The sequence below is a fragment of the Flavobacterium ardleyense genome (assembly GCF_033547075.1).
Taxonomy (GTDB): domain Bacteria; phylum Bacteroidota; class Bacteroidia; order Flavobacteriales; family Flavobacteriaceae; genus Flavobacterium; species Flavobacterium ardleyense_A.
In genome coordinates this window covers 1,500,072-1,525,164 of sequence record NZ_CP137891.1, presented here as the reverse complement: position 1 = coordinate 1,525,164, position 25,093 = coordinate 1,500,072, and the positions used below count along the sequence as shown (strand labels likewise).

At 36.9% G+C, this 25,093-nt stretch carries 19 protein-coding genes and 1 other RNA gene; 8 read left to right on the top strand and 12 right to left on the bottom strand.

Annotated elements, in window-relative coordinates; all coding sequences use genetic code 11:
- Positions 1–6: 6 nt before the first annotated feature.
- Genes SBO79_RS06585 through SBO79_RS06575 form a run of 3 tightly spaced genes read left to right on the top strand, consistent with a single transcriptional unit; the run spans position 7 to position 4,303 of the window.
- A complete protein-coding gene (locus SBO79_RS06585) occupies positions 7–1,734 on the top strand; it encodes a phospho-sugar mutase (protein ID WP_318643259.1) in 1,728 nt (575 codons plus the stop codon).
- Complete coding sequence (locus SBO79_RS06580) at positions 1,734–3,560, top strand: ABC transporter ATP-binding protein (RefSeq protein WP_318643257.1); 1,827 nt, start codon at positions 1,734–1,736, stop codon at positions 3,558–3,560. The genes SBO79_RS06585 and SBO79_RS06580 overlap by 1 nt, the downstream gene beginning before the upstream one ends.
- 41 nt (positions 3,561–3,601) lie before the next feature.
- The gene (locus SBO79_RS06575) at positions 3,602–4,303 is read left to right on the top strand and encodes a hypothetical protein (RefSeq protein ID WP_318643255.1); all 702 of its coding nucleotides are present in this window, start codon (positions 3,602–3,604) and stop codon (positions 4,301–4,303) included.
- 53 nt (positions 4,304–4,356) lie between these two features.
- Here SBO79_RS06575 and SBO79_RS06570 read toward each other — a convergent pair whose 3' ends face one another.
- From SBO79_RS06570 to SBO79_RS06560, 3 genes are all read right to left on the bottom strand, one after another.
- The gene (locus tag SBO79_RS06570) at positions 4,357–5,070 is read right to left on the bottom strand and encodes a CREC-EF hand family protein (protein ID WP_318643253.1); all 714 of its coding nucleotides are present in this window, start codon (positions 5,068–5,070) and stop codon (positions 4,357–4,359) included.
- A gap of 71 nt (positions 5,071–5,141) precedes the next feature.
- Positions 5,142–7,559: a TonB-dependent receptor gene (locus SBO79_RS06565; protein WP_318643461.1), complete on the bottom strand. Its 2,418-nt coding sequence runs from the start codon at positions 7,557–7,559 to the stop codon at positions 5,142–5,144.
- Positions 7,560–7,626: 67 nt separating this feature from the next.
- The gene (locus tag SBO79_RS06560) at positions 7,627–9,315 is read right to left on the bottom strand and encodes a M23 family metallopeptidase (RefSeq protein ID WP_318643251.1); all 1,689 of its coding nucleotides are present in this window, start codon (positions 9,313–9,315) and stop codon (positions 7,627–7,629) included.
- A gap of 190 nt (positions 9,316–9,505) precedes the next feature.
- Here SBO79_RS06560 and SBO79_RS06555 point away from each other — a divergent pair, with 190 nt between their 5' ends.
- From SBO79_RS06555 to rny, 4 genes are all read left to right on the top strand, one after another.
- Positions 9,506–9,796 carry a hypothetical protein gene (locus tag SBO79_RS06555; protein ID WP_318643249.1) on the top strand — a complete coding sequence of 97 codons (291 nt, stop codon included), beginning with the start codon at positions 9,506–9,508 and terminating at the stop codon, positions 9,794–9,796.
- Between the two features lie 7 nt (positions 9,797–9,803).
- Positions 9,804–10,094, top strand: a complete 291-nt coding sequence (locus tag SBO79_RS06550; protein ID WP_318643247.1) for a cell division protein ZapA — start codon at positions 9,804–9,806, stop codon at positions 10,092–10,094.
- 49 nt (positions 10,095–10,143) lie between these two features.
- A non-coding RNA gene (gene ssrS, locus SBO79_RS06545) (6S RNA) lies at positions 10,144–10,251 on the top strand.
- A gap of 49 nt (positions 10,252–10,300) precedes the next feature.
- Positions 10,301–11,866, top strand: coding sequence for a ribonuclease Y (rny, locus tag SBO79_RS06540; RefSeq protein WP_318643246.1), 1,566 nt, complete (start codon positions 10,301–10,303; stop codon positions 11,864–11,866).
- Positions 11,867–11,903: 37 nt separating this feature from the next.
- On the opposite strand, the gene SBO79_RS06535 is transcribed toward rny, so the two are convergent.
- The gene (locus tag SBO79_RS06535; protein ID WP_318643458.1) at positions 11,904–12,827 is read right to left on the bottom strand and encodes a site-specific tyrosine recombinase; all 924 of its coding nucleotides are present in this window, start codon (positions 12,825–12,827) and stop codon (positions 11,904–11,906) included.
- Between the two features lie 264 nt (positions 12,828–13,091).
- On the opposite strand from SBO79_RS06535, the gene SBO79_RS06530 reads away from it, so the two are divergent.
- Positions 13,092–13,694: a porin family protein gene (locus tag SBO79_RS06530; protein WP_318643243.1), complete on the top strand. Its 603-nt coding sequence runs from the start codon at positions 13,092–13,094 to the stop codon at positions 13,692–13,694.
- Between the two features lie 1,750 nt (positions 13,695–15,444).
- On the opposite strand, the gene SBO79_RS06525 is transcribed toward SBO79_RS06530, so the two are convergent.
- From SBO79_RS06525 to SBO79_RS06490, 8 genes are all read right to left on the bottom strand, one after another.
- Positions 15,445–16,341 carry a T9SS type A sorting domain-containing protein gene (locus SBO79_RS06525; RefSeq protein ID WP_318643241.1) on the bottom strand — a complete coding sequence of 299 codons (897 nt, stop codon included), beginning with the start codon at positions 16,339–16,341 and terminating at the stop codon, positions 15,445–15,447.
- A gap of 268 nt (positions 16,342–16,609) precedes the next feature.
- Positions 16,610–18,106 (bottom strand): succinyl-CoA:acetate CoA-transferase ScpC, encoded by a 1,497-nt coding sequence (locus tag SBO79_RS06520; protein WP_318643239.1) that lies wholly within the window; start codon positions 18,104–18,106, stop codon positions 16,610–16,612.
- Between the two features lie 74 nt (positions 18,107–18,180).
- Complete coding sequence (locus tag SBO79_RS06515) at positions 18,181–19,011, bottom strand: AraC family transcriptional regulator (RefSeq protein WP_318643237.1); 831 nt, start codon at positions 19,009–19,011, stop codon at positions 18,181–18,183.
- A gap of 439 nt (positions 19,012–19,450) precedes the next feature.
- Positions 19,451–20,737, bottom strand: coding sequence for an alginate export family protein (locus SBO79_RS06510; protein ID WP_318643235.1), 1,287 nt, complete (start codon positions 20,735–20,737; stop codon positions 19,451–19,453).
- Between the two features lie 33 nt (positions 20,738–20,770).
- Positions 20,771–21,382, bottom strand: a complete 612-nt coding sequence (locus SBO79_RS06505) for an SCO family protein (RefSeq protein ID WP_318643232.1) — start codon at positions 21,380–21,382, stop codon at positions 20,771–20,773.
- 25 nt (positions 21,383–21,407) lie between these two features.
- Positions 21,408–22,190 (bottom strand): formylglycine-generating enzyme family protein, encoded by a 783-nt coding sequence (locus SBO79_RS06500; RefSeq protein WP_406600258.1) that lies wholly within the window; start codon positions 22,188–22,190, stop codon positions 21,408–21,410.
- Between the two features lie 121 nt (positions 22,191–22,311).
- The gene (gene nirK / locus SBO79_RS06495) at positions 22,312–23,778 is read right to left on the bottom strand and encodes a copper-containing nitrite reductase (protein WP_318643228.1); all 1,467 of its coding nucleotides are present in this window, start codon (positions 23,776–23,778) and stop codon (positions 22,312–22,314) included.
- A 428-nt stretch (positions 23,779–24,206) separates the two neighbouring features.
- On the bottom strand, positions 24,207–25,091 hold the full coding sequence (locus SBO79_RS06490) for a bifunctional 5,10-methylenetetrahydrofolate dehydrogenase/5,10-methenyltetrahydrofolate cyclohydrolase (protein ID WP_318643226.1): 885 nt from the start codon (positions 25,089–25,091) through the stop codon (positions 24,207–24,209).
- Between the last annotated feature and the right edge of the window lie 2 nt (positions 25,092–25,093).

The following is a 25,093-nucleotide window of genomic DNA, read 5'->3' as shown; positions in this document are numbered from 1 at the left end:
AATAAAATGCATATACCAGAGACAATTTTAAAGAGTGTAAATGAGTGGTTAACTCCAACTTTTGATGCCAAAACACAGGCAGAAGTGATTGATATGATGACTTCGGCACCGAAAGAGCTTGAGGATAGTTTTTATAAAAACCTAGAATTTGGTACTGGCGGAATGCGCGGAATTATGGGTGCAGGCACCAACCGAATCAATAAATATACACTTGGAAAAAATACTCAAGGAATTGCAGATTATATGCATAAAGTTTTTCCGACTGAGAAACTAAAAGTAGCAATTGCCTATGATTGCAGGCATAATAGTGATACTTTGGCAAAAACGGTGGCTGATGTTTTTTGTGCAAATGGTATAGAAGTGTACCTATTTTCGGAAATGCGACCTACACCAGAATTGAGTTTTGCAGTAAAAAAACTGAATTGCCAATGTGGGATTGTACTTACAGCTTCGCACAATCCACCAGAATATAATGGATACAAAGTGTATTGGCAAGACGGTGGACAGTTAGTGCCACCGCAGGATGCAGAGATTATTAGTACAATTGATGCGCTTGCTTACGAGGATATTAAGTTTGACGAAAATCTAGACTTATTACACTATATAGATACTGAAGTTGATGATGCCTTTATCGCTTCATCTATAAAAAATGCGAGTTTTGACACACCTCAAGCGGCAAAAGATAATTTGAAAATTGTTTTTACTTCGCTTCACGGGACGTCAATAAAATTAATGCCGCAAACTCTAGAAAGAGCGGGTTATAAGGATGTGCATATTGTGGCGGAGCAGGCAGTTCCTAACGGGGATTTCCCGACGGTAAAATCGCCAAATCCTGAGGAACCAGAGGCTTTGACCATGGCAATGGACCTTGCCAAAGAGATAAATGCAGATATTGTAATTGGAACAGATCCCGATTCTGACCGTCTTGGTGTTGCTGTTCGAGACGCTTCTGGCGATCTAATTTTGCTCAACGGAAATCAAGCGATGGTTTTGATGACCGCGTTTTTATTGGAGCAATGGAAGAAAAACGGAAAACTTGACGGAAGACAATTTGTGGCTTCGACAATTGTTTCGACTCCCATGATTATGGAACTTGCTTCGGCTTACGGTGTTGATTTTAAAGTTGGTTTGACCGGTTTTAAATGGATTGCGAAGATGATTAAAGACTTTCCTGAGCAGCAATTTATTGGTGGCGGAGAAGAAAGTTTTGGCTATATGGTGGGCGATGCCGTTCGCGATAAAGATGCAATTGCTGCAACGTTATTAGCTTGCGAAATGGCTGCTCAAGCAAAAGCGGCCGGAAATAGTATTTACGAATACTTGCAACAGCTTTATGTAGATTACGGTTTTTATAAAGAGTTTTTGGTTTCGATGACTAAAAAAGGAATTGAAGGCGCTGCCGAAATCAAGCAAATGATGATTGACTTACGCGAGAATCCATTGCGTGAAATTAATGGTGAACGAGTGGTAATGGTCGAAGATTACTTAAATAGCACGGCATTGAATCTAATCAGTGATGAAACTGAAGCTTTAAATATTCCGAAATCTGATGTGCTAATTTATTACACTGGCGATGGTAGTAAAATTGCTGCTCGACCAAGTGGTACGGAGCCAAAAATTAAATTTTACGTAAGTGTGAATACGGCTATCGAATCTCTTGAAGAATTGGCTGATGCCGAAATTTTCCTTGACCAAAAAATCAAAAATATCCTGTTGGATTTTAAAATTAATTAATGAATTACTTCAAAAAAATTCTTCAATTTGCGATTCCCTACAAGAGATTCGCTTACTTGAATATCTTTTTCAACATCCTTTACGCACTCTTTAGTGCGCTATCGTTCGTGGCTTTGATGCCAATGATGACGGTATTATTCAAGGAAAATGCTAAGGTTACACAGCCGCCAGTTTATGACGGTTTGTTTTCGATAGGTGATTACTTCGAAAATTATATGAGCTATTATATCTCAAATAGTACAGAGATGAATGGCCCGATGCACACTTTGACTATTATGATTGCGGTGATTATTTCGATGTTTTTACTAAAGAATTTATTCAATTACCTGGCAATGTACTTTATCACATTTCTGAGAAATGGGGTTTTGATGGACATCAGAAATGCGATGTACAAAAAGACGGTCGAATTGCCATTGGAATTTTATTCCGAAAAAAGAAAAGGAGATGTGATGTCGAGAATTTCGAATGATGTTTTCGAAATTCAGCATTCGTTCTTATCAGTTTTAGAATTGATCGTTCGCGAACCATTAACGATTTTATTTACAATAATAGCGATGCTTGCCATTAGTGTAGAGCTAACATTATTTGTATTTATTTTTATTCCGGTTTCAGGTTATATTATCTCCCTTGTTGGAAAATCTTTAAAGAGACAATCGGATAGAGCTCAGCAAGAACAAGGTTTTTTTCTATCTATAATTGATGAAACTTTAGGCGGATTAAAAGTTATAAAAGGCTTTACATCTGAAGGGTATTTTAATTCGAAATTTCAAGGATCTACAGGTCGTTTTAATCATTTATCAAACAGAATTCTCAATAGGCAAAACCTTTCCTCTCCTTTGAGTGAGTTTTTAGGAATTGCAGTAATCGCGATCTTATTATGGTACGGAGGAAATATGGTTTTGGTAGAAGGAACCCTTAGTGGCGCTGCTTTTATCGTATATATGGGACTTTCGTATAATATATTGACACCTGCCAAAGCAATCTCGAAAGCTTCGTACGGAGTAAAAAAAGGAAATGCTGCGGCCGAAAGAGTTTTGGAAGTTTTAGAACAAGAAAACACGATTGAAAGTAAAGTCGATGCGATTATCAAACCAACTTTTGCAAATGCAATTGAGATAAAAAATGTAAACTTCGCTTACGAAGACGAAACAGTTTTAAAAGACTTTTCACTTACTATTCCAAAAGGAAAAGTTGTAGCACTTGTAGGGCAATCAGGAAGTGGAAAAAGTACTATTGCCAATTTGTTAACACGTTTTTATGATGTAAAAGACGGCAGCATTGCAATTGACGGCACAGATATCAAAGATGTCGAATTGTCATCGCTAAGACAATTAATGGGACTTGTTACTCAAGATAGTATTTTGTTCAACGACAGTATTCGCGTAAATGTGTCATTAGGAAAGCTAGATGCTACTGACGAAGAAATTATCGACGCCTTGAAAATCGCGAATGCTTACGAGTTTGTAAAAGACTTGCCCAACGGCATCCACACCAATATTGGTGACAGCGGAAACAAGCTTTCGGGCGGACAGAAACAACGATTATCTATTGCAAGGGCAGTATTGAAAAACCCTCCGATTATGATTCTTGACGAGGCTACTTCGGCACTTGATACCGAGAGCGAGAGACTTGTTCAGCAAGCGTTGGAAAATATGATGCAAAATAGGACTTCGATTGTAATTGCGCACCGACTTTCTACAATTCAGAAAGCAGATTTAATTGTTGTAATGCAAAAGGGCCGAATTGTAGAGCAAGGACATCACGAAGAATTACTCGCAATGGACGGAACATATCGAAAATTAGTAACGATGCAAAGTTTTGAATAACAACTTAAAATAGTAACTTTAAAAATAAAAATCGATTCACAATGTATGTTGCAAACGAGAAAATTAAGTTGCCTGAAGATCCAGATACTATAGTTTGGAAATATTTGGATCTGTCCAAATTTCTAGATTTGCTGCTTTCGCAAAAACTCTTCATGTCGAGATCTGACAAATTTGAAGATCAATACGAAGGTACTTTTAGTGAGCCTACATTTGAAGAAATTAAGAAACTATCGCAACATAATCCGGAGTTTTTAAAATTCTACAAGCAGCGTCGTGAGAAAGTTGTTATTAGCAGTTGGCATATTAATGAATACGAATCTTTTGCCATGTGGCAGATATTTACTCAAAACAATGAAGGACTTGCAATTCAATCTACTGTTGGCCGATTGCAAGCAGCTTTGCAGGCTGATACCACCTATCAGCAATCAATAGGCGAGGTAAATTATATCGACTACAAGAAAGAATATATTCCGTTTGACGATGCGTTTTTTCCATTTCTATTTAAAAGGAAAAGCTTTATCTATGAGCGGGAAATTCGGATTATCTGCGATGCAAGTGCGAGAGTAAATCCCGTAAATGAAGGTTTAAATATTTCGATAAATATCAACGATTTAATTGAGAAAATCTACATTCACCCAAAATCAGAAAATTGGTATAAAAAACTGGTTATCGAATTGCTGAAGCGATTGGATTTTGATTTTCTGATCGAGAAATCCGATCTTGAAAGTGATATTCTGATTTAGAATTTATAAAATTTAGACAAAAAAAAGAGACTTCATTAAAGCCTCTTTTTTTATTATACTGGTTTATAAGATGTAACTTTCCACTCATCATTATTTAGATCTGCGTAGTTGTAATGCACAACATCGTCTTTATCAAATTCCCCATTTTTATTGGTGTCTTCGATGGTTCGGAAGTAAATCCTACCTTTATTTTCGATAAATTTCCAATCAATTACTTCTTCATAATCTACAGAAAGTTTTGTAAATCGCTGACCTGAAACCGTACTAATATAAAGCGTTTTAATGTCATTGTCATCCAACTTACCATCTTTATTAGTATCCATGTCGGCGAGAGAATAAATCATCACTTGCTTATTTCGGTCAAAACTTGGAATAACACAGGTGGCACTTTGAATTAGTACACGTTTGTCTGTAAGTGCTGAGATAGAATCTGAGTCAATTTGTTGAAACTTGAAATTTCTTAAGTATCCTGTAATTTCAAATTCACTATAGTTTGATATAGTATAACTTACACCCGCGCTACTACTATTAACATATCCTTTTGAGCCTTTAAAAACTCGAACATCTCCAATTGGATGAATTAGGTAATTTGTTCCGCTAATTAAGATTGGCAAATCGGCAATTTCTATTTGAGTAGTATCAACCTGAGGAACGACTGCGGCTTTTTTGCTAGAATCGTAAATTACTTTTGGCTTTTCGGCCTTTTCTGTACAAGATGTGAGCGCTAGTAGCATCAATCCTGATAAGAGTAAAACTATTTTTGTCATACTTTTTAAATTATTGAAAAGATATATCTTTTTCAAATATACTGATTTTTTGACTGCAGACACAGCTTAAACTATAGCCTGGCCGAAATTTTAAAGTTGAATACACGGGTGGTCATATAATTTGGAATACCATATTGGTTCTTAGTATACACATCTCGTACCCAAGTGTTGGTAATTGAATTTTGATTATTAAAGAGATTAAAAATCTCTAGACCGGCAGATAGATCTTTAAATTTCTTTAACCAATGCCCCTCCGGTCTACTATTATTGTTGTCAGTAAACACGTAATTAAATCCAACATCAGCTCTGCGATAATCTCTCAGACGACTTTGATAGAGGTATGAATCGGCATATGAAGGTGAACCTCCTGGCAATCCTGTATTGTAAACTAGGTTTAAGTATAATTTGACATTTGGCAATGCTGGCATATAATCTTGAAACAAAACTCCAAATTTCAATCGCTGATCTGTTGGTCTTGCAATGAATCCACGATCGTCGATATTTTCTTCGGTTTTCAGATATCCAAAACTCAACCATGATTCGGTGCCTGGAACAAATTCACCATTTAATCTTACATCCGCTCCATATGCGTAGGCCTCGGCATTATTATCTGCACGGTAGCGAATTCGAACATTGTCTAAGGTGTAAGTATTTACATCGCTCATTGATTTATAATATGCTTCAGAAATCAATTTGAAAGGGCGATCCCATAATTTGAAACTATAATCATTACTCAATACTAGATGTATAGATTGCTGTGCTTTTACATCCGAAATTACTTTCGCATCAGCATCTCGCAACTCACGGTAAGACGGCGGTTGATGGTACAGACCTCCCGAAACTCTAAACACCATATCCTTGTCCCAATCAGGTTTGATAGCAAATTGCGCTCTTGGGCTGAATACTGTTTGATTTTTTGTTGGGTTTATTTGGTCATCAACTGTCCAATTGTGTGCTCGCACTCCAGCATTATACCAAACTTGATGCTCGCCAATTGTCGATTTTCTGTTCCACTGTACAAAACCTGAAAGCCTATCGATAATTGTAGAATTCATAGCTCTCACATTCTGATATGGCACAAGCGGTCCCTTATACGGAGTGTAAGGTTGATCATTATAGCTTCCGCTAAATGGTGGATTGATACTAAAACCTGCCGAATCAATCACTTCCCACTCCACCACTCGATCCCGAATATCTTCACGAGTATACTTAAATCCCCATTCAATTTCATTTTCATCCAATTTATGAAATCCTTTTACTTCTGCATTTACAATTACTGCATCAAGATCATTACGAGCGTGATTTAATTGTGTACCAATAGCACGACTGAATTTTATATCTCCAAAAGAATCTGATCCAATACTTGAATCAACTTCTCCCAAGAAATATCCAGCAAAAATGTCGAAATATTCTTGTTCTAAAGTGCTATATGCCGAAGCTATAAATTTTAGAGTAGTATTATCTGTTGCTTGAAAAGTACTTTTAATAGCTCCAAAATAAGTGTCGTAACGATCTTTCTCCTGACCTTCATAAAACACTTGAAGTGCAATTGGCTCATCAATAGTACCAAAGTTTGTCTGCCTGCTTAGAGGCGTATAGTCATATCTATTCTGCGCTATATTTCCAAGAAAACTCCACTGCCATCTTGTTGATGCATCGTAGGTAATATTAGCTTGAAAGTCGGCAAATTTAGGTTTGAAGTTGGTTTCTGTTTCTTGGCTATTTACCAAAAGACTATTGTCACGGTATCTCACCCCCGCGATTGCCGCCCATTTTTGGTTTTTTGAAACGGCTTCTGCCGAAAGACTTCCGCCCAGTAAACTCACTTCGGCCGAAGCAGCAAATTTCGTTGGCCTTCTGTAAGTTATATCCAATACCGACGATAGTTTATCCCCATATTTTGCTTGAAAACCACCAGCAGAAAAATCTACATTCTGAACAAGATCAGTATTTGTAAAACTTAATCCTTCTTGTTGTCCTGATCGAACTAGAAATGGTCTGTAAACTTCAATTTCGTTTACGTAGACAAGATTTTCATCGTAATTTCCACCACGAACGGCATATTGTGTACTTAATTCATTATTAGAATAAACTCCTGGAAGTGTCTTGATAATATTTTCTACTCCCGCGTTTGCGCCTGGAATCCTGCGTATGATTTCTGGCTCTATAATCGTAATTCCTTCGGCTCTACGACGTTGACCCTTTACAATAATCACTTCATCCATTTGCTCTGCAACGCTATTCATTTGAATATTAAATTCATAATCTTCATTTTGCCTTAAAACGATTGTAGCGGTCACTTTCTTTAACGAAATATGAGTAAAAGTTACGGTCAACTTTTTGCCTGATGGAATTGTCATCTGATAAAAACCAGTGGCATCGGTAACGGTCGCTTGATCGAGGACCATTATGTTAACATTGGCAACGGGCAGATTGTAATCGTCTAAAACTATTCCTTTTAATCTTCCCGTTTGCGCCTGAATAATCATTGTGGAACAAAAGAAAAATAGGCTGTAAATAAGAGTTGTTGTTTTCAAAAAGCTGAGTTTTATAGAATTATCTATTTTTAAAAAAATGAGTTTCAAAGGTAGCGGAATTCCCCACATTATCAGTGACAATAATTTTTAAATCATTGCGTCCATCCTGATAGATATTGTCTGAAAAATCGTGTATTATCTTTCGACTTTTATAATCATAATCAAACAAAATCCATTTTCCATTAAGGTATCCTTTATAGTCATTTATTCCCGACAGATCATCACCAATGGTTAGCGTCAATGTTTTATAACCATTTATTGTTTTTCCTTCAATTGAATTTGCAATTGAGATTGTTGGCGCTTTGGTATCTTGAGCAAGACTAAAATTTCCTAAACTACGAACGTACGTTGTAAAAACATTGTTTTTGAAAGTGGTTCTATTGTAGCTTTTTCTGTTTCCAACCACCGAAGCGATAAATGTTTTAGGAATGGCTTCTGCCGAATAACTTGAGTCGGTAATTGCAACTTTAAAATTCTTCTGAACTGGAACATCGGTATTATCGAGATACATTATTTTATTTCGAACATCAAAATCTAGATAGAAATTATTGTAAAATGTTCCAACCGGAAAACTCACTTCCATAGAATCTTTTTCAAAAATATATTCTTTATCCGAATCTATAAAATAAGGCGTAGTCTTAGGAAGACTTCCCAAAGGCTGCGGCTGAATACCATATTCAATCGGAATAGAAAAAATAGCTTTGTTACCATTATAATCGGCAATTTCTAATTTATAAATCTGATTAAAATTTGGTTTTACATCAATAATTCCTTGGTCCTTGTCAGTGGAAAGTGTTGGTAATGGAAAAGGTTTTTCGGCGAACATTTTCTGAACGCGCTCTCCAGTTTTCTTTAATCTCGAATAATCCAATAGTGCATTGATATATCTTGTGTCATCAAAATGGTAGCTTTCGAATCTGTTTTCAAATTTCTGCTTGCCGTTAATAAAACCTTTTGCCGAATAAATTCCGTTTTTGTTTGGAGAAACATTATTGCTGTCATAGCCTGAAAATCCAATTCCTACTTTGCCCGTAGCAACAATCTTTTCGGCTTGATAAGTGCCATCTTTTTGCTGCGTAAAACTCAACATTGTTGGCACTTGATAGTTATTTGCAATAGAGCCATCTCCAATAGGGTAAACCATTAGTTTGGTAACAACTGGTTTCTTAGTATCAGGCACAAGAATATCAAATCCAAACATCAACGGATTTAGGACATTCTCAGTTTTCGAATCTCGAATCTCATAGTGTAAATGCGGGCCTCCCGATCCTCCAGTATTTCCTGACAATGCAATCACCTGACCTTTGGTCACAGGAAGTTCATTAGGTTTTGGAAAATACTCAATTTCGAAACTTTCTGCTTCATAATGCTTTTTGTATATATATTCTTTGATAGCACCCGTCGCCTGCTGCAGATGTCCATATACAGTAGTATAACCATTTGGATGTGTTATGTAAATTGCTTTTCCATAACCATAAGTCGAAATTTTGATGCGAGACACATATCCATCTGCAGAGGCATAAATATTGAGGCCTTCTCGCTGCTGAGTTCGAAAATCCAAGCCTGCGTGAAAGTGATTGTTGCGAAGTTCACCAAAATTTCCAGCTAACTGTAGCGGAATATCCAAAGGTGGCCGGAAGTAATCTCGAGGATATTCCTGTGCAATTGCAGAACTAAAGACAAGCAATAAAAGGGCGTAAAACTTCATACTATATAAGGATTTCAAAAAAATAATTCTCTTTGTAATTTTAAGCAAGATACTACAATGCTAATAACTCGCAAAGACAAGAAAAATTATTTGTATATTTGGTAAACGTTAAATAATTTTAGATAAAAATTGCAATTCTAAACTCTAGAATAGTAACTTTGCTCTATTAAATAATATATTTGATAAATTGATGAGTGAGATTGTTGGAATAATTGATACTCTTGAAAAAAGCATTGAGCAGTTGTTTTTGAAAATCGAAGGATTAGAAACTACTATCAGTACCCTCAAGAAACAAGAAGCGACTTCAGCAAAGATAATCGCAGAACAAAGCGCAGAAATTGCAGCCGTAACTGAAAGATATCAAATCCTCAAAATGGCGAGCGCACTGTTGGGCAGTGATGATGAAAAAAGAGAAACGAAGCTTAAAATAAATACTTTAATAAGAGAACTCGATTATTGCATAGCACAACTTGCAGACTGATATTGAAATGGAAAAACTGAAAATTAAAGTGTCAATAGCCGATAGGGTTTACCCTCTCACCGTTGATATGGCTCAAGAAGAAGGCCTTAGAAGTGCTTCCAAGAAAATTGAAGTAATGATCAAACAGTTTGAAGAAAATTATGCTGTGCGAGACAAGCAAGATGTACTAGCGATGTGTGCTTTACAATTTGCTTCTCAAGTAGAGCAGAAACAAATTGATACTGACTCAAGTAGCGAAGAAACTTTGCTACGACTCAAAAAAATTAAAGATTTATTAGTACAATATCTCGATAAATAACGTTCTTTACAAAGACTAAGTTACTGCCTACATTAGTTGCATTTGATAAACTCAACACTAACAAATTAAAATGAGCGAATCTTCATTACTAAAGCATGCTGCCTCGAGCAGATCCTTGAACAGTGAGTTAGCCCAAAACTTGTAATAACCAGAGTTTATACAATTTTCTGATGTAGGCTTTTTTTTATATATAAATTTAAACACTAATGGACAGTACACTATTAATAGTAATAGCCGGAATCGTGGGCATTGCAGGCGGTTTTCTTATCGCCAAACTTCTAGAAAGAAGTAATATCTTCAACCTTCTAAAGAATGCGAAACAAGAAGCAGCAACAATTATAAAAGACGCAAACGTCGATGCTGAAAACATCAAAAAAGATAAAATCCTTCAAGCAAAAGAAAAGTTTATCGAACTTAAATCGGAGCATGAACAAGTAATTTTAGGACGTGACAAAAAAATTGCAGAGGTAGAAAAAAGAGTACGTGACAAAGAATCGCAGGTATCAAGTGAACTTTCTAGAGCAAAAAAAGTTAATGATGACTTTGAAGCAAAAACTTCCGAACTATCTGCACGTATCTCAAATCTTGACAGAAAACAGTCAGAATTAGACAAAATGCACCAAAGTCAATTAGAAAAACTTGAAGCAATTTCAGGTCTTTCTGCCGACGAAGCAAAAGAACAACTCGTACAAGGATTGCGCAATGAGGCGAAAACTCTAGCAATGTCTCACATACAAGACACAATCGAGGAAGCAAAACTTACAGCGCATCAAGAGGCAAAGAAAATCATTATCAATACCATTCAACGAATTGGAACGGAAGAAGCAGTGGAAAACTGTGTATCTGTTTTTAATATCGAATCTGATGATGTAAAAGGTCGAATCATTGGTAGAGAAGGTCGAAATATCCGCGCACTTGAAGCTGCAACGGGAGTAGAAATAATCGTTGATGATACACCGGAAGCAATTATCCTGTCTTGTTTTGACCCTGTGCGTCGTGAAATCGCAAGGCTAGCACTTCACAAATTAGTAACAGATGGTCGTATTCACCCAGCACGTATTGAAGAAGTTGTTGCAAAGACAGCTAAGCAAATTGATGACGAAATTATCGACGTAGGTAAACGTACCGTAATCGATCTTGGTATTCACGGCTTACACCCAGAACTTATTAAAGTCGTGGGACGAATGAAATACAGATCATCATACGGACAAAACTTGCTACAGCACTCACGCGAAGTTTCTAAACTTTGTGGTTTGATGGCGGCTGAACTTGGATTAAACGTAAAACTTGCCAAAAGAGCTGGTCTACTTCACGATATTGGAAAAGTACCAGATACAGAAAGTGATCTTCCACACGCTTTACTAGGAATGCAATGGGCAGAGAAATACGGCGAAAAAGAAGAAGTGTGCAACGCGATTGGAGCACACCACGACGAAATCGAAATGAAGTACCTTCTGTCTCCTATAGTTCAAGTATGTGATGCCATTTCTGGAGCACGTCCAGGAGCAAGGCGTCAAGTGCTAGATTCGTATATTCAGAGATTGAAAGATCTTGAAGAAATAGCGTTTGGTTTCAATGGAGTTAAAAATGCCTATGCAATTCAGGCAGGTAGAGAGCTGAGAGTAATCGTTGAAAGCGACAAAGTTACAGACGACAATGCTGCATCATTATCATTTGATATTTCGCAAAAAATACAGACAGAAATGACCTACCCAGGACAAGTTAAAGTTACCGTAATTCGCGAAACTAGAGCGGTGAATATCGCTAAATAGAATTTAAAATAATACTACTATATAAAGGAATCGGTTTTTAGAAATCGGTTCCTTTTTTTATTTCCTGTCGAGGATGAAACTTTTGCAAAACTTCGTTTAAGAAGCGCTTATCCAAATGCACATATATTTCGGTGGTTGTGATGGATTCGTGGCCCAACATCAATTGTATCGCTCTTAGATCAGCTCCGTTAGATAATAAATGCGTGGCAAAAGAATGTCGAAAGGTATGCGGACTGATATTTTTATTTAAGTCAACTTCCACCGCCAACCTTTTAATGATTGTAAAAATCATCGCTCTTGTCAACTGCCTCCCTCTCCTATTTAAAAATAAAATATCTTCATAACCTTTCACAACATTTTGATGAACGCGCACCTCATCTTTATAGTGATTAATAAATTTCTGTGCACTTTGAGCAATCGGTACATATCGTTGCTTACTTCCTTTTCCGCTTACGCGAATAAATCCCTCGTCAAAAAATAGATCCGAGATCCGCAGTGTCACCAATTCAGTAACCCGAAGTCCACAACTATAAAGCACTTCCAACATTGCACGATTGCGCTCGCCTTCGTTACTGCCTAGATCAATTGCGGCAATTAGTCTATCTATTTCCTCAACCGAAAGTGTGTCTGGCAATGATTGCTGTAATTTTGGTGCCTCAATAAGATCCATTGGGTTATCAGCTCTCAAATCTTCAAAAATAAGGTATGAGAAAAAACTTTTTAAGCCGGAGAGAATGCGAGATTGAGTTCGAGGATTCACTTCAGAAGATATAGAATAGACAAATTCTTTTAATACGATTGCCGCTATTACAATTGGAGAATCACCAATATTATGAAGTTTTAAATATTTTGTCAGCTTCTCCAAATCATACTTGTATGAAATAATTGTTTGACGCGAAAGTCCGCGTTCAATCCGAAGATAATTAGTAAAATTAAGTATGTACAAATCCCAATCTTTCATCATAAATGTGTTTTACAAAGATATTTACTTAAAAACAGCATCCGCAGCATTTACATAAAAATAAAAATTACTAAAATTTTTAAGATTTACTATGCAAGCATACTACTTGTTTTATACGATTGTATCTATGTATTATAGTATTGCGGTAGTAATTTGCGCTTTAACAGCCAATTTTGTTAATTTGCCGTGAATTAAGAAAACTTTAGATTTTAGTGTCGGCACTTCATACTACATTTGAACCATAAACTTTAAACAAAAAAACCTATGAAATTTTTAAAAGTAATTACCGCAGCAACTGTAATGTTGGCAACCGTTAGCATGAGTGCACAAGAAAGAGACATTGCAATTGGAGTTAAAGGAGGGGTAAACTTCGCTACTATTACAGGTGACGATATTGATAGCCCAGATTCAAGAACAAGCTTCCACGTAGGTCTTGTTACTGAATTTCCAATGAACGATATGTTCTCACTTCAAGCAGAAGCCTTATATTCTGGACAAGGATTTAAAGGAAACTTTAGCGGTACCGATGGAGATAAAGTAGAATATCAACTTGACTACATTAGCATTCCAGTATTGGCAAAAATCTATGTTACAAGAGGTCTAAGTTTAGAAGTTGGACCACAATTTAGTTTCAAAATTAACGAAGAATTTGATTTTAATCCAAATTCTGACAATGGAGATATCAACCTAGAAAACACTTCGTACGAAGCTAAAGATTTTGAAGTTGCTGTAGGTGCAGGTCTTACTTTCCAAACAGAAATGGGATTGTTTGCTTCAGGTCGTTACAACTACGGTCTTACAGAAATCATCGAAAATACTGACGCGAAAAACTCAGTTTTCCAAATTAGTGTTGGGTATAAATTCTAAGCATAGAATAAATACTACAATAATACAAAAGCCTCCCTTCAGGGAGGTTTTTTTGGTTAAGATCTATTGTTAGAAGGTGGGAGAATTTAAGAAGAACTGCTATTGAAGGCAATACAGTTCAATAGAATTTGTATTTTTTATTATGGCAGCTGCTGCCGGAGCGTTCCTACCGGCAGCACCGGGCCATCCACTGTATCTTTGCTGCTAGAATATAATCGGTAAAAGTCAGGTTTTTGTTTGGCAGCAAAGGATGCCGTTTCTGTCCCTGCCGCGGGGAAACGGCTCGCAAGTCCATTTTTATTAAAGCATACATAACTATCCCGATCTCTAAGCTCGAAGAAAATTATCCGACTCTACAGATTTCTGCACTTTTATAACCTCTTTGCTCCTATATTTAGAAAGAGAGTGCCTACAAGGTTGCAAAGTAACCGCTCTTCGAAGGTCTCTGACCTCGAAGCAGATTAAAGCACTACTTAGATTCTTCCTGATCTAAAGAAAATTCAAAGCAGAAACAACAAAGCCTGCTCTTCGATGGTCTCTGACCTCGAAGCAGATTAACGTAGTATTTAGATCGTTCCCCGCTCTTCGATGGTCTCTGACCTCGAAGCAGATTAACGTACTATTTAGATCGCTCCAGATCGAAGCAAAATTCAAAGCAGAAACAACAAAGCCTGATTCGCTAGGAATCCCGCTCTTCGATGGTCTCTGACCTCGAAGCATATTAACGCACTATTTAGATCGCTCCAGATCGAAACAAACTTTAAAGCAAAAACAACTGTGTATGATGGACCCGCTCTTCGATGGTCTCTGACCTCGAAGCAGATTAACGTACTATTTAGATCGTTCCCCTTCGAAAAAAAATTCAAAGCAGAAACAACAAAGCCTGCTCTTCAATAGTCCCGCTCTTCGATGGTCTCTGACCTCGAAGCAGATTAACGCACTATTTAGATCGTTCCAGATCGAAAGAAAATTCAAAGCAAAAACAACAAAGCCTGCTCTTCACTAGACCCGCTCTTCGATGGTCTCTGACCTCGAAGCAGATTAATGCGCTATTTAGATCGTTCCAGATCAAAAGAAAATTCAAAGCAAAAACAACAAAGCCCGCTCTTCAATGTACCCGCTCTTCGATGGTCTCTGACCTCGAAGCTGATTAACGTACTATTTAGATCGTCCAGACCGAAAGAAAATTCAAAGCAAAAACAACAAAGCCTGATTCGCTAGGAATCAGGCTTTACTTTTTAATATCGTCACTAGATTTACTTAATATATCCCGCTCTTCGATGGTCTCTGACCTCGAAGCAGATTAACGCACTATTTAGATCGTTTCAGATCAAAAGAAAATTCAAAGCAAAATCAACAAAGCCTGATCTTCAATATACCCGCTCTTCGATGGTCTCTGACCTCGAAGCATATCAACGCACTATTTAGATCGTTCCAGATCGAAAGAAAATTCAAAGCAGAAACATCAAAGCCCGCCCGCTCTTCGATGGTCTCTGACCTCGAAGCAGATTAACGCGCTACGTAGATCGTTCCAGATTGAAAGAAAATTCAAAGCAAAAACAACAAAGCCCGCTCTTCAATGGTCTCTGATCCGCTCTTCGATGGTCTCTGACCTCTAAGCAGATTAACGCGCTATTTAGATCGTTCCAGATCAAAAGAAAATTCAAAGCAAAAACAACAAAGCCTGATTCGCTAGGAATCAGGCTTCACTTTTTATTATCGTCACTATATTTGCTTACTATATCTCTGACTATTTAACAAATTTAAATGTCTTTGTAGCTCCTTCAAATTTCAATGTAGCTAGATAAACCCCAGCCGATAATTGAGATATCTGTACAGTCCCATCAGTAGAATTTAGAGATTGCGCCATAACTTTTTGTCCTGTAATTGAGTAAATTTCAACCTCGTTCATAATTGATGGACTCGAAATGTGCAGTTCATTTTGACTTACATATTGCGAAAATCGGTTTTGTTCAACATCAGAGATACCTAGCAAGCTTGTACCTGCTTTTACATTATCAACATAACAAACAGTTTTACCTGTTGTGTAAAATCCATATCCTGTAACCTTAGATAAATTTAATTCTCCAGTATATGCCAGAACATTGTTGATATAATACAAAGTTTCTTGATTTTGAAAATCAAATTTTACTCTTAAATTTGTAAATACATCGTTTGGCACTACCACTTCGGTTGTAGAGAAATCTGAAGTTTCCACAATACGTACAAGACCATTACCCAATGCCATTATTGATGAAGGAAGTCCTTCAATTCCTCCTGCACCGTATACAAAAAAATCAACTTCTGTTTGAGTAGCTGTAGTTGAAGTAAAATATAAATCTGCAGAAACTTCGTAAGTATCCGGATTTAAAGGAACTAAAGTACTGATGTCGCGAGCTGGTCCAATCACATTTCCAGAAGGCAAAAAGCCAGTTGTATCCAAATCTAATTTCAAAGAGTTTTGTCCGTCTGATGTAGGACTATTAACGATTGTAAACATCGAAGAAAATAATCCCAATATCTGCCATCCATTCTGACCATTGATTTCTCCTAGGCTGTACCCTTCTCCATTTTCAAATGAGGTGCTCTGTGCATTGATGTTGCCAAACATCAAAAATGCCGCTACCGAAAGTAAAACTGTTTTCATAATATATAAATTTTTGCAAAAGTACAGCAAAATGTAGCAGGAGTCCAATATTTCATTGCCTTTAACAACTTTGACAGCTTCGATTTTAGTTTATGAAACTGTTTTGCACTTTTTCGAAAAGTCTAGAATGTAATAAAAGGTGTTAAATTTCGGTTTTAAAACCTAGAAAATTATCTAGCTTTTCACGATTTTAGTTCAATAAAAGGCATCCTACTTAAGCGTACGCAACCCATCAACCCTACGATTTTTCTGTAATTGTTTTCATGGTTTACAGTGCTTTTTGCATAGTTCCAGTTTCTTTTAGAATTTGGTACCACGAAAAAGCTTCCTCTAATAAATGTGGTGTATGTCCACCTCTTTCACATGATCTATCAAAATAATCCTGCATTTGCTCCCTATACAATGGATGCACACAGTTTTTAATAATTGTTAGAGCACGCTGTCGGGGTGCAAGTCCTCGTAAATCTGCCAAACCTTGCTCTGTCACTATAATATCTACGTCGTGTTCAGTATGATCTGTGTGCGAAACCATCGGAACAATTCGGGAAATCGTATTATTCTTAGTAACAGATTGCGTTACAAAAATACTGAGATACGAGTTTCGAGCAAAATCTCCCGAACCACCAATGCCATTCATCATATCAGTCCCACCAACATGCGTCGAATTTACATTGCCATAAATATCACATTCCAAAGCAGTATTTATACTAATGACTCCTAATCTCCTGATCACCTCAGCAGCATTGCTGATATCTTGAGGACGTAATACTATTTTGTCTTTATATTTATCAAAATCACTAAATATACTTTCGTAATATTCTTCCGAAACTGTTATTGAAGATCCCGAAGCAAAGAGCATTTTTCCCGAATCTAATAAATCAAATGTGCTGTCCTGCAAAACTTCTGAGTACATAGTTAAATTCTCAAACTCACTATCTATAAAACCAGTGAGTACCGCATTTGCAACTTTTCCAATTCCAGCTTGTAGTGGCATTAAAGATTTGCTGAGATTTCCTTTCTTTACCTCTTCACTAAAAAAGTTTACCAAGTGTTTTGAGATTGCAGAGGTTGAAGCTTCAGGCGGCGCAATTTCTGCCGGACTATCAACTATCTCAGTAATTACAATTCCAATTATTTTTGAAATATCTAATGGAATACTAGTAGTTCCGATTCTGGTGCTTGCTGATGTAATTGGGATTTCAGTTCGATTTGGATATTCTCCGGTTGAGAATATATCGTGTAATCCGCAAAGTGCAAATGGAACTTTGGTATTTATTTCGATTATTATCTTGTCAGCTAGTTCAGCAAAAGAGGCCGAATTTCCGACCGAAGTTGTAGGGACAATACTTCCGTCTTCGTTAATCCGTATGGCCTCTATAATAGCTACATCAATTTTTGGAAAATTATTTGCTTTTAATAAATTCGCTGTTTCGCCTAAATGCTGATCAATAAAAAGAACCTCACCTGCATTAATGGCTTTGCGCAATACGCGATCTACTTGAAATGGAAGTCGTAATGACAATGCATCAGCATTGACCAAAGCTGCATCGGTGTCGTGACCTAGTGAAGCTCCAGTAATTAAAGTGATTTTTAGCGGATCTACTTTTGCTTTTAGAGCTAATGCCGCCAAAACAGCTTTACTATCTCCTGCCTTGGTAAAACCACTAGAAGCCACCACCATTTTATCTGAAATAAAAGCGGCCGCTTTTTCTGAACTCATTAATTTTTGAGCCAATTCAGCATTTAAAATTCGATCTTTATACATATGCAAAAGTATTAGATAACAAAGCTATCGCCAATAAAAACGAGATGCTTATTCAATAGAGCCAATTGTATATTCTATTCTGCCAAAAAGCTTTCTGGACTAAAACTTGAAGCTTGTTTCTGATATTCTGACGGTCGAATGCCTAGAATTTTAAAAAATGTATTACTAAAGGTTGGAGTACTATTATAGCCAACTAAGGAAGCTACTTCTTTTACCGATAATTGATTTTCAAGCAGCAAATCGATGGCACGCATCAGCCGCTGAATAGTCAAGTATTGCACAAACGACATACCCACATCGCTTTGGAATAGTCTGGAAAGTGTTCTGGGACTAACGCCTTTTAATTTTTCAAAATCAGATAAAACAATACTTTCATGTAAATTTTCCTGCATATATTTTATAATCCATATTAATCGTTTGTCTTTTGCGTAAGGCAAATACAGCGGTAATTTATATATGCTAATTTCTGGCAAAATACTTTTTAACGAAAGTGTAAAATGCCAAGCACTTTTGTCAATGGGTTTTTTGTCACCACTCCATCGGTTGGTGTAAATAATCATCTGTAACAAAAGTTCGCTTACTGGATACACTGCAGTTTTCGAATAAAATTCGTCTTCATTATGTTCTGTCGGAAAATATAAATTACGCATAATTACATTGGCCGTGGTTGGGTGAATACTGTGCATAACGCCCGCAGGGATCCACATATAATGACGAGCCGGAAGGAAAAAAGTCTGGCTATTAGTGGTAACATGTACTACTCCACCCTCGGTATAGAGAAATTGACCCTTATTATGTTTGTGAAAAGTAATATCTGTTTCACCCATCAAATCATGCATGCAATAGATTGATGAGGGCTGCCGATCCACCTCCGTTAAATAATATTCTTTGTTTGAATTAGCCATGGCTGAAATGAATATATTATTGCTCTTCAAAGATAATGAAGACATTAGAAAAAGAAATAGATTTAAGAATTAGAAAATTTATTTTCTGCTGAGAAAATTACTTTTTAGTTACTTACTTGCGTTAATGAGTATAGTATAATGATGAGCCTCTAATGAAATTGCTACGCTAGTTCGCTTTGCTCGGGTCTTGCTTCGTCAGGATGACAAGTTTGTGGATATAGTTTGCAGAAGTGGTTTGCAGTTAAGGATAATGATGAAAACTTAGTACGAATCCTACACGAAAACCCATAGCCCCGACTGCAGCGGCATCCTTTCTTGCAATGCTGCGATAGCTGCATTGCAAGAAAGATATAGCGGAAGGCGGGATTAAGCTCCAAAAAAAAAGACTACTAATATAAAACTAGCAGCCTTTCGGGAAAAAAAATCAACCAATAAAAATTTAATCTACCTTATTTTTGAATGAGAATATTTGAGGATTAAACGAGACCATCACCCAAGCCCAATTATTGTCATTTGAACTATTGCCGCCTTTAAGATATTCCATCGTTTCTGTGCCGAACATTTTTGAAAAGCCACCAGAAATTACAAAGTTTTTATCTGCTTTGTAAGTTGCCATAATGTCCAACTCTGTCCCCAAGTAATCATCAAATTCCGCGTTGGAATTAGGATTATAAACTGTGGCAGCACTGTTAAAGATGTGAGGAATTATTGCCACTTGCCACTTATTTTTATCGAAAGTAAATTTGGCGTACAGATCTTGTAATCCCACTGAATTCTTGTGATTCCCGACGTAGAAATAATCCATAAACCCGTTGAAAGCGTGATTTGTTCCAAATAATGGCGCGAACGACTTAACTTTCGGATCTCCATCATTTTGATCCTTTCCTGAAAGATATTCAAAACCTAAATCTGCTTTGAATCCTTGATTAAATTTATATCCTAGCGAAACTTGTGCGTAATATGCCGACACATCTACCTTTGAATTTGTTAAGGCTGCCTCGCCCATCTGACCATAAATTCCCAAATCGCCATACACTTTTGGGGATTCCCACTTCATAAATCCACCGAAAGTTTGTAGGTAAGCCACTTCAAATTTATTTTCGACCAAGTTTTCATATTGGTAGCCAGTATTCAGAGCGAGAAGACTCAAACTTACTTCTGAGAATTTCTGATTGAACCAGGCGAATTGCATGTTTTTGTAGGTTGTGTTGTACGCACTTTCACTCAATATTTCGCCACCATTATTAATCGCTGCCGCCAGATCTAATTGGTAGGAATTCTTTTTATATGATACTACAACCGCATCGTGACTCTGCCCCTGTTGTGCCCAATCTATTCCCCCAAAAATTCGTTGATTGTCATAGGAAATAACTTGTCTACCGATTTTTGTAGACCAGTTTGGATAGAAATCATAGCTCAACCAAGATTCAAATAATGCTACTCCATTTTTGTCTGAAGGTGAACTTGTTGGCACATCTCCCCAAACTCTCACGTTTTGCAATGTGATATTTGCTTTGAGTTTTTCTTGTTTATAGAGAAAGTTTAGACGACTTCGTTGGGATACGATCGAAGTTGGATATAATCCGTCTTTCATCAATTCTTTGTAGCTGTTTCTGTATTCAAATCGTGGTCGTAATTGTAGATTTACATCTAATTCTTGAGCAAAAGAGCTCACTGTAGTAACTGCAATTGCAGCTACAACAAATATTTTTGTAGTAAGTTTCATGATAGTATCGCTTTAGAAGTCTAGAACTGTTTGTTAGATTTTAGATGCTTCTTCTTTAATTTTGGCAACCGTTTTGTCGTAGCTAACTCCCAATCCTTCTTGTTGGAAAGTCATTTCACCTTCGGCATTAAATACCGAGATTATATTTGAGTGTGAAAAATCGATTGGAGAGATTTTCTTGTAATTTACCGCTAATACTGCCGAGAATTCTCTGGTTCTCTCCTCATCAGATCTTAGGAAAACCCACTGACCTCCATCCATTTCGTTTTCTATTGCAAACGCTTTTAGACGCTCGGGAGTATCAACTTCTGGATCGATGCTGACCAAAACAAACGTTACTTTCTCCTTCAGTTCTTTAGGAATGCGATCTTCGATATTTCGCATATCTGCAACAAGCCTAGGACATGCCGCCTTGCAAGAGGTGTAAATCATTACCATAACAAGGACTTTTCCTCTGAGCTCTTTTAACTCAATGTCTTTTCCGTCTTGGTTAGTCCATTTCTCAGGTAGATTATAAATTGATAAATCTGATATTGGCTTATCAATTATTTCAGAATTCACTGCAGAAACTTCTGTAACCTCTTTTTTATTATTGCAGCTTACTAGAATTAAGAAAGCAAAAGTGATTAGAATATACTTTTTCATAATTTTATTTTTGATTTAAATTCAGTTATTTGATGTCCTTCGCACATCTGAATCCTAAATTTTTAGTTGTGTAGTTTGCTTTGATGCTTCCTCGAAAGGCATAGCGCATAAAAGCTGCATAATCCATTAAATCTGTAGCATTAACTGATCCGCTTCCACAAAAGAGTTCGTTGTCAGTAGCTTTGTCTTTGCGAGATTCACCAGATAGAAAGATACTATTAAAGTCAAAAGTCCACTCCCAAACCAATCCGTGCATATCGTAAACGCCGTAATAATTTTTAAAAGTTTTCCCGACAGGATTTACGTAGGTATTATTCTTTTCGTACCAACCTAAAATGTATTTGTTAAATTCCTCACGTGTTCGTGCATCTTTCCTTTTTTCGTCAGCCATCCCAACATATTCCCATTCGTCTAGAGTTGCCAGTCTTTTTCCTTGACATTCACAGTATTCCTTGGCTGCGAACCAAGAAACATTAGTTACAGGAGCATTTGCAGGTAATTTTCCGAAATTTAAATCATTGTTCCATTCACTTAGATAGCTTGCATTGGCAAATAATCTTTTAATCTGCGATTTTCTATATTTTGGAAATTTATTCACAAAGTATAAATATTGCTGATTTGTCACTGGATAAATATCCAAGAGAAATTCATCAACTTTAACTGGTAATTTATCTTCTGTGCCATAAAGTGGCACATAGGAACCCGCTGAAATTTTGACCATTTCTTTAGGTATTTGTGCAAATGAAAAGAATACCCAAAAAATAAAAACCAATAAAGAGATAATTCGACTGTTATTATGAGATGTCATTTCTTTTGTCATTTGAATATTAATACCGTCATTAGCTTCGTAGAAAAGAGCACCACTCTAAAAAATACAGCTTAAAGTGAATTTACACTTTAAGCTGATTTTGATTTACAGATTAGGGTTGCTATTCGTGCATATCTTTTGTTTTTACTGCTGGTATTGCTCTTTGAGTCTTTACCATAGCAGGAGTAACTTTTGTTTTGTTATTTCCCCAATTGTTATAAACATAGGTCAACACATCTGCTACTTCGCCATCAGTAAGGTTCTGACTTGTCATAACTGAATTATATTTCTTACCGTTCACAGTAATTTCGCCAGTTAAGCCTTTCAATACTGCATTGATTGCTCTATTGACATCAGCATTTAGATAATCTGATTTTGCAACTGGAGGAAATGCATCTGGAATTCCCTGTCCTTGTCCTTGATGACAAGCAACACAAGTATTTGCATAAATGTTCTTCCCTGCTTCCATTTGCTCTGCCAACGTTTTATTTTGCTCCACCTCTTTTCCATTAGCTATTTTTGGCATTCTCTGAATAGTTCCACCTTCTGGAAGGTAAATTCCTTCTTGAATTGTACCTGAATGAACTTTAGGATTTTCTTTTCCTTCTACTTTTAACATTCCCAAAGCTCCTTTATTAAAAGCTCTAAAGATTGAGTGGTCTACCAAGATTAAAGTCCCAGGAACTTCAACTTTAAATTCTACAATTGCAGCTCCGCCAGCTGGAATTAAAGTTGTTTGAACATTTTCGTTAATTAAACTTCCACCTTCAACATGTACTCGATCAAATATCTCACCGATGACGTGGAAAGATGAAACCAAGTTTGGCCCACCATTACCCATGTAGATTCTCACAGTTTCTCCAACTTTTGCAGTAAGAGATTTATCTCCGGTCAATGCTCCAACTTTTCCGTTAAAAACAACGTAGTCAGCTTTTTCGTCAATTGCTTTTTCCATATCAAATGGCTGAAACCCTTGGTCTCCATAGCGTCCTTTGGTATAAAAGTCACCTTGCATTACGTAATATTCTTTATCCACTGGAGGCAATCCACCTTCTGGCTCCACAAGAATAAGTCCGTACATCCCGTTGGCAATGTGCATCCCGACTGGGGCGGTAGCACAATGGTAAACATACAATCCAGGATTTAAAGTTTTAAAGCTAAAAGTTTTTTCATGACCTGGCGCTACAAGTGAAGAGGCCGCGCCACCACCTGGACCTGTTACCGCGTGTAAATCGATATTGTGGGGAAGTTTATTGTCTGGGTGATTTTTTAAGGTAAATTCAACCTCATCACCTACTCTTGTTCTGATAAAACTTCCGGGAACACTTCCTCCAAAAGTCCAGTAATTGTATTTTACACCATCGGCCATTTCACCTTGTTCTTCAATAATTTCCATATTGACAATCAATTTGGTTGGCGCGCGGTTTCCCACTGGTTTAGGTACAAATGGTGGTGAAGTAAGTTCAGCCGTCATTTGGTCTTTCACCTCGATAGTCGAATAGTCAGTTGCAGCTTTGTCATTTTGCTTACACCCTACAAATGCGAGGCAGAGCACCGATATAACTAAGGTTTGTTTAATTGAAATCATAATTTTCGTTTTTGTTTGGTTGGCACTATGAGAACTTCTCTCTATAAATACAGTACAAAATTAAAGGATATAGAAGTCTTTTATTATGATAAAAATCACCTTTCGTAAAATTGTAGTAAAATAACTGTAAGTTTATTATAATTGATTCTAAATAAAACAGTTTTCTTTAATTTAATTCTGCTGCCAAATCACGTAAGGATCTAATACTATCACTATTTGTGCTCTTCGCTCAAGTGGAGCGTCATCCTCTTTGAGATTGGTTAGGGGCAGCAGTTAAAAGAAAATAGCAGATTGCAAAGTGAAGCTTCAATCAAAAAACCAGATTACAATTATGACCTATAAATATTTGTAAAAAGATTCGAGCATTGCGGATTTTGGACTAGACAGGGCAAAAAAAAACCTCGATTTTCATCAAGGTTTTAGTGGTATTATTTATTCTTTTCGTTTCTCATCTGTCTCGCGAGAAGCGTATTTTTGAGAAGCATCGCAATGGTCATAGGTCCTACACCTCCGGGAACTGGAGTGATGAACGCTGCTTTTTTGCTAACCATTTCAAAATCTACATCTCCGGTAATTTTGTATCCTTTTTCGTTATCAGAAGGAACTCTCGTAATACCAACATCAATAACCGTAACGCCATCCTTTACCATATCGGCTTTGAGATAATTAGGTACACCAAGTGCAGTGATAATAATATCTGCTTGTTTGGTAAGTTCTTCAATATTTTGTGTGTGACTGTGCGCCAGGGTAACCGTAGCGTTTCCTGGATATCCCTTTCTGCCCATTAAGATACTCATTGGTCGGCCTACAATATGGCTTCGGCCAATAACTACAACATGCTTTCCTTGTGTTTCAACCTTATATCGCTCTAACAATTCCATAATTCCAAAAGGAGTAGCCGGAATAAAAGTCTGCATCTCCTGAGCCATTTTACCAAAGTTTTCTGGATGAAATCCGTCGACGTCTTTGCTAGGGCTGATTGCCAATAAAATTTTCTGACTATCTATTTGCTTTGGTAGAGGTAGTTGAACTATATAACCATCAATATCGTCATTTTCGTTCAATTCTTTAATTTTTTGCAAAAGCTCTTCCTCTGTTGTAGTATCTGGAAATTTGATAAGAGAAGATTCAAAACCTACACGTTCACAGGCTTTAACTTTGCTGCCAACATAAGTAAGACTCGCGCCGTCGTTGCCCACAAGTACTGCAGCAAGATGCGGAACTTTCTCGCCCCTTTCTTTCATTAAATCTACCTGCGCGGTAATTTCGTTTTTTATATCATTGGAAACCTTAACTCCGTCTAATAACTGCATGA